At 72.0% G+C, this 6,477-nt stretch carries 4 protein-coding genes; 2 read left to right on the top strand and 2 right to left on the bottom strand.

What is annotated here, in order from left to right; translation table 11 throughout:
- Window positions 1-154 precede the first annotated feature (154 nt).
- Together ABZX30_RS27670 and ABZX30_RS27665 are read left to right on the top strand one after the other, a co-directional pair.
- A complete protein-coding gene (locus ABZX30_RS27670) occupies window positions 155-868 on the top strand; it encodes a hemerythrin domain-containing protein (RefSeq protein ID WP_355938100.1) in 714 nt (237 codons plus the stop codon).
- A gap of 86 nt (window positions 869-954) precedes the next feature.
- Complete coding sequence (locus ABZX30_RS27665) at window positions 955-1,872, top strand: TIGR03619 family F420-dependent LLM class oxidoreductase (protein WP_355938098.1); 918 nt, start codon at window positions 955-957, stop codon at window positions 1,870-1,872.
- Here ABZX30_RS27665 and ABZX30_RS27660 read toward each other — a convergent pair.
- Window positions 1,863-5,285 carry a BTAD domain-containing putative transcriptional regulator gene (locus ABZX30_RS27660; RefSeq protein WP_355938096.1) on the bottom strand — a complete coding sequence of 1,141 codons (3,423 nt, stop codon included), beginning with the start codon at window positions 5,283-5,285 and terminating at the stop codon, window positions 1,863-1,865. The genes ABZX30_RS27665 and ABZX30_RS27660 overlap by 10 nt on opposite strands.
- A 125-nt stretch (window positions 5,286-5,410) precedes the next feature.
- Window positions 5,411-6,445 (bottom strand): pyridoxamine 5'-phosphate oxidase family protein, encoded by a 1,035-nt coding sequence (locus ABZX30_RS27655; protein ID WP_355938094.1) that lies wholly within the window; start codon window positions 6,443-6,445, stop codon window positions 5,411-5,413.
- Between the last annotated feature and the right edge of the window lie 32 nt (window positions 6,446-6,477).

Genomic DNA, 6,477 nt, shown 5'->3' with positions numbered 1-6,477 from the left:
CCCTCAACGCGTTCCAGATCGCCTTCGAGGGCCGGCTCACCCCGGCCAACAACTGAACCTCAACAACCAAGATCAGCCGTTAAATTGACACACCCATCGGTACTGGTTCGCAGCGCTAGGTGCGGGGTGGGGACGGCAAGTGGGGTGCAAGTGGGTGGCAACCGTCGTCAGCAGGCTTGCGGGCATGACGACGAGTAACGCTTCACACTTCACCGACCATCCCTACATCCGCGAGATGGTGATGATCCACCGGGTGTTCCGCCGCGAGTCGCGCTTGCTGTCCGAGCTCGTGCAGGACGTTTCGGCCTCGGACACCGCCCGCGCGGGGGTCCTCGCCGAGCACTGGCGGGAGTACACCGTCGGGCTGCACGCCCATCACACCGGGGAGGACGAGATGCTCTGGCCTGCACTGCTCCCCCACCTTGATCTGGATGCCGAGCAGGTGCTGGCGATGGAGGCGCAGCACCACGAGCTCAGCGCTGGGATGGACGAGGTCGAGGTGCTCATGGAGCGGTGGCGGGCACAGGCGCTGGCAGCCGACCGTGACGAGCTGGCCGAGGTGCTGCGCCGACACCACCGCCAGTTGAGTGCTCATCTCGATGAGGAGGAGCGGGAGGTCATGCCGCTGGTCGTGCGCCACGTGAACGAGAAGGAGTGGCGTGCGGTCGGGGAGCGGGGTCTGGCCGAGACGCCCAGGAACCGTCTGATGATCGCGCTGGGTGCCATCCTGGAGGACTGTCCGCCCGATGAGCGCCGGGAGTTTCTCGCCCGCCTGCCGGTCGCCGCGCGGGTGGTGTGGAAGGTGCTCGGGCAGTGGCAGTACCGGCGCGAGATCCGTCGGATCCGCGGTCGGCACGCGTCCGTGTGAGCCGCGGCCCCTCTGCGGCGGGGCCCGGATGTCCGGCCCGCCGTCCGTCCTGTACCGACCGAACCGCTTGAGGAACCCCCTAATCGATGCGCATCGGATTTTCTGTCCCCCAGTTCGGCCCCTTCGCCGACCCCGATCACACTGCCGTGATGTGTGCGGCCCTGGAGGCCTTGGGCTGTCACAGCCTGTGGGTGGCCGACCGGCTGCTGGCGCCGCTGACTCCGCCCGAGGGCTACCCGGGCGGCACGATGCCGGTCCGGTACGGCACGCACCTCGATCCGTTGCTCGCGCTGGGCGTGGCGGCCTCGGTGACCGAGCGGGTGCGCCTGGGCAGCAGCACGCTCAACGCGCTGTGGCAGCCGCCCCTCGTCCTGGCCCGGGCACTGACGACACTGGACCTGATCAGCCGCGGGCGTCTGGACGTGGGCCTCGGGCTGGGCTGGATGCGTGAGGAGTACGACGCCGTCGGAGTGCCGTGGCAGGGGCGCGGGGGCCGGCTGGAGGAGACGCTGGACGTCCTCGAGGCCGTGTGGCGGTCCGGCACGGTCGCGCACACGGGCCCGCTGTGGACGATCCCTTCGTCGACCGTCCTGCCTCAGCCCGTTCAGAGGCCGCGGCCGCCCCTTCTGCTGGGTGGCTTCACCCCGGTCGCCCTGGAGCGGGTAGGCAGGCGTGCGGACGGCTGGCTCGCGGCCTCGATGCCGCTGCCGTACTTCGACGGCCTGTGGGCGGTGGCCCGCGAAGCGGCCGAGCGGGCGGGGCGCGATGCGGATGCGCTGCGCCGGGTGTTTCGAGTCAACGCCCATGTCACCCCGGCCGAGGCGGATCCGGCTGAGACCTACCACCGGGGGACCGTGCGCCAGCTTTGTGACCATGTGAGGACGATGTGCCGGGCGGATACTGACGAGGTACTGGTGGACCTCCAGCTGACGGCGGACTCGCCTGGGGAGTACCTCGATCTGGCGGCGGAGTTCATGGTCGAACTGGGGGGTGGTCAACCGTAGCGTCGGCGTGCCGAGGTGGGCGCCGCCGGCAGAGCGGCCAGGGCGGCTCGGGCGGCGGCCTCCCAATGGGGCGACTCCCATGCGGCGGCCACCCGTACGGCGTCGAGGTAGTGGCGCCTGGCCCGGGCCGGGCTGCCCAGGAACCGGGCGAGGTCGCCCAACGTCTGGGCGACGGGCCGGTAGACGATGCTGAGGCTGCTCGCGCCGCCTGCCAGCCCCTGGAGGGGCAGCAAGTCCGTGTAGACCTCGGCGGCGGCCTCCCGATCGTCGAAGGCGATGGCGGCCGCGCCGCGCAGGCCGGCGAGGATCGGATAGGCGAAGTCACGCAGGAGCGGCGCGCGTCGGTCGAAGACCTCCCCGGCCTCTTTTGGGCGGTCGGCGGCGAGCAGGGCCAGGGCCGTGAGGGCTTCGTTGTGCGGCTGGTACTGCTCCCACACCGCGAGGATCATGGGGAGGACTTCGGCGAGGCGGCCCTGCTGGAGCCGGATGCACCCGACGGCCAGGCCCGCGAGTCCGCTGAGGTCCACCGCTCCGGCCGCCCGTAGGTCCGCCACCGCCGCGCCCAGTTCCTGCTCCGCCTCCTCGAAACGGCCCTGCGCCATGGCGAGCATGGGGCGGCGCAGCCTGGCCACCGCGAAGGCGCCGTGGAGTTCGTAGGTACGGGCGATCTCGTCGGCCCGTACGAGGCACTGCTCCATGCGTTGGGGCTCGTTGTCCGCAGCTGCGAGGCGGGCGGCGGTGTAGGCGCTCATCCAGGAGAACTCGGGGTTGTCCTGGGAGTCGGCGACCTCGGTGAGTTCCTCGTGGAGTGGCCGGTAGGCCGCGGTATCGAGTTCGCAGTCGATCCGGCGCAGCAGCGAGGTGAGGGTCAGGCCCCGCAGCCGGGGCTCGCCGAGGGCACGGGCGAGTTCGACCGCCTGGTGTGCGACGGCCACGGCCCGCGGATCACTGTCGTCGAGCGCGTCGGCGAGCTGGTCGAGGAGCAGGCACCGCTGCCGGTCGTCGGGGCTCCCGGTCTCAAGCAGCCTGCCGAGCTCCTCGACGGCTTCTGGGTCGGAGTCCGCGTAGGCGCGGACGCGCCAGGGGGTCGGTTCGGTCCAGGTCGTGTAGGCCGCGGTCAGCAGGTCGTCCCGGCCTTCGGCGCGGGCGATCCGCACGGCTTGCTGCTGGGCTTCGCGTGCGGGGACGACGGCGCCCATCCTGATCCGGCAGTCGACCAGCTGGCCCAGTAGCCGGACCCGCAGCAGCGCGACGTCCTGGCCCGCGAAGGCGGCCGGGTGAGCGGCCAGCAGGCCCAGCGCCGCGTCGAGGAGGGTTTCGGCGTTCCGCGGGGCGTAGCGGCGTACGGCCTGCTCACCCGCGAGGCGGGCGTGGTGGACCGCGGGCTCGGCGTCGTCGGTCAGCACCGTGGCCGCCTCGAGGAGGTGGTGGGCGATGGCGGCGACGTCGTCGGAGCCCAGGGCGATCAGGCTCCGGCCCAGCCTGGAGTGCATGCGGGCCAGTCGAAGGCGAGTGAGGTCGGCTTCCAGCGCGTCCCGTACGAGGGCGTGAGTGAAGCGGACCGTGCCGGGTCTGGGTTCGGTGAGCAGTCCCGCGGCGATACCGGCGTCCAGGGCGTCGAGGAGCTGGTCGGCATCGTGGTCCGCGGCGTGGATCAGGAGCGGGACCGGTGCCTCGCGTCCCGCGACGGCGGCCAGGCGCAGTCCGGCCGTGGCAGTCGGCGCGAGCAGGGCCAGCCGGCGCCGCAGCACGTCCTGGACTCCCTGCGGGATGCTGGCCAGTGCCCGCTCCTCGCCCTCGCCGGCCAGCAGCAGGCAACTCTCGCGCAGGTAGAAGGGGTTTCCGCCGGCCCGCTCGGCCAGGGCCACGGCGGCCCGCTCGGTCATGCCGGCCGCAGCGCGTCTCAAGAATGCCTTCGCCTCGGTGTCCGACAGTCCGCCCAGGGCCAGCCGTACGGGAGCGCAGGCAGCCAGACGGGCCAGAACCGCGGTCAGATCGCCCTCTCCGGTACGGAACGAGCCGACCAGGAGCACAGGGACGTCACGCAGTTGTTCGGCGCACAGCAGGAACAGCTCCACGCTCTCCTGGTCGCCCCGGTGCAGGTCGTCCACGAAGATCGCCAGGGGCTGGCGCCGAGCGGCGTTTCGGAGCCAGCCGAGCAACGCCTTGTGGAGACGGAAGCGTCGCGCTGGGCTGCCGTCCGGCTGCCCGGGGCCGCTCTCGGTGCCCGGAGCGAGCAGCGCGGCGAGTTCGTCGGCGTACGGGCCCGGCGGGGCGGCCTGCGCGAGGCACGGCAGCAAGTCGAACCAAGCACGGCCGGGCGGGGCGCCCTCGCTCTCCGGGCACTGCCCGATGGCGGACAGCCAGCCCTGCGCCGGCAGTTGACCAAGGGCGGCTTCCAGGAGGCTCGACTTGCCGATGCCTGCTTCGCCGGAGACAAGGACCACCTGTGACCGACCGGTCCGGGCCCGGTCGGCGGCACGAGCCAGCCGGGCCAGGTCCTCGTCGCGGCCCAGCAGGGGGCCCGCCGTCAGCATCGTGGGACTGGAAGGCGGTTGGTGTTCCTCGGCCGCGGCCGGCTCCTGCGCGGCGTGCGCGGCTCGAGCCGCGCCGGGGCGCCCGCAGACCGCGGCGGGCACAGCGGTCTCCCTGTGCAGGAGATCGAGCCGCTGGTGCAGCAGTGCCTGCTCCGTCTCCAGCAGGGCGGGGCCGGGGTCGACGCCGAGTTCCTCGCCGAGGACGCGCCGGGCCTGGCGCAGCACCGTCAGTGCCTCTCCTTGGCGGTCGCGAGCCCACAGCGCCAGCGCCAGCAGCCGCCACCCCTCCTCGTGCAGGGGCTGTTCCCTGGTCAGTGCCCGTGCCTCGGTGAGCGCTTGCACGGCCTGACCGCAGCGCAGCTGTGCCGCGGTGAGCCGCTCGCGTGCGGTGCGGCGTACCTCCTCCAGCCGGGTGCGCTCACCCGCGGTCCACGGCTCGTCCGCGAACTCGGCGTACGGCTGCCCGTCCCAGCCGGCGAGTGCCCGGGACAGGCAGTCGGCAGCAAGGTGGGCGGGCAGCCCCGTCGCGGAACCAGCCGCCACCCGGTCCTCGAACACCCACGCGTCCACCGCGTCCCGCTCCACGGCGAGGGCGTAGCCGTAGGGTGCGCTGACCAGGATCCGGGCAGGAGTCCGCGGCGCCCGCCGTGGTTCCAGGGTTCGCCGCAGACGCGCGATGTAGGCATGGAGCGATGCCTGTGCGCTCGGCGGGACGCGGCTCGGCCACAGCCTCTCCACGATGCGGTCCGTGGGCACGACCGTGCCTTGGGCGAGCAGCAGTTGGACCAGGACCATGCGGGCGAGCCGGCCCCGCGTGTCCGTCAGCTGTCCGTCGACCTCCACCCGCAACGGACCGAGCACTTTAAATGTGACCATGCCAAGAACATCGTAAGTGATGCCAGCGTGACGGAACATCCTCACTGCTCGCGCCTGGAACGGACGAGTGGCCTCGCCCGCCCGGGACGCCGCGGGGCATCCGTCCTCAATGGTGTCGTCCGCCGTCAGTGGTGGGGGGAGCCCTTCACCGGCAACGAAGCGGCCTGCGTGACCGGTGCCGACCGCGCGAGGGTGTGGAACCGGTCCCACTCGACCTTCGGGCGGCTCAGCCCCCGGCGTGCGAGGTAGCGGTCGGTCGACCGCTTTGTTTGGCGAAGGACCCGCAGGGCGTCCCTCGCGCGCCCCGAGCCCATGGGTTCGATCACGGTGGAAGGCACCAGCAGCCAGCCCGCCTCGGTCCGCTCCACGGTGCCGCGCACGAAGGCGTTGTACATGTGGTTGAGTCGTTCGTCGTGCCGGTGGACCAGCAGGCCGGCCGGCCCGTCCTCGACAGGGCAGTCAGCCGGCACGTCGACCAGGTAGCCCGATGGAGTCGGCCGCGGCACGGTGCGGGCCAGGACCGGAGCCCCCGAGGCGTCCCGTGCGGCCAGCACGGCCGAGGGCGCGCGCCGCAGTTGCGCCACTCCGGGCAGTGACCGCGTACCCGGCACGGACGCTGATGCTCCGCAGTGCGTCAGGTCTTTCGACGGCGCCCGTACGATGACGTGTTCCGGCTCGATGGTGATGAGCAGGCGCAGGTAGTACCACGACATGAGCGGCCTCATGGGATGTGTCAGGTACGAGCGGCTGTGCGGCTGCCGCTCGAAGAGCCTGCGCCAGTAGTCCTCGGCGCCCTGGGGACCCGTCATGATCGTGTCGGGACACTCGGCGCGGCCGCTGATGAACACCTGCGGCGCGTGGCCGAGGCCGCTGCCCGTCGGATCGGAGAAGAGCAGGGCGACCCGGCCGTCGCGCCGTACGTTCAACGCCTTCTGCGCGAATGCCAGGCAAGTGGTCACCAGCAGGGTCCCGTCGTCGCGACGCGCGACCGCCGTGGGCCAGGCCAGCGGAGTTCCGTCCCGCCCCAGAGTAGCGAACTCGCAGGTGCGGTAGGCGTCGAGGATGGCGGAGGTCGCGGAGCCGAGCCCCGACCGGGAGATGCGGTGGGCCGCGACCGTGTCGTGGTCGGGAAGGCCTTGGGAGGTACTGCTGGGAGACACGCTCAATTGCTCCAGGATCGATACCGACAGCG

The sequence above is a fragment of the Streptomyces sp. NPDC004542 genome (assembly GCF_040610035.1).
Taxonomy (GTDB): Bacteria; Actinomycetota; Actinomycetes; order Streptomycetales; family Streptomycetaceae; genus Streptomyces.
Note: the sequence above shows the minus strand (reverse complement) of the source record. Positions and strands in the feature narration are given on the sequence as shown.

Excerpts from the sequence above, each read along its gene's own strand:
- ABZX30_RS27660 (WP_355938096.1), bottom strand. The coding sequence starts at position 5,285 with ATGGTCACATTTAAAGTGCTCGGTCCGTTGCGGGTGGAGGTCGACGGA.
- ABZX30_RS27665 (WP_355938098.1), top strand. The coding sequence starts at position 955 with ATGCGCATCGGATTTTCTGTCCCCCAGTTCGGCCCCTTCGCCGACCCC.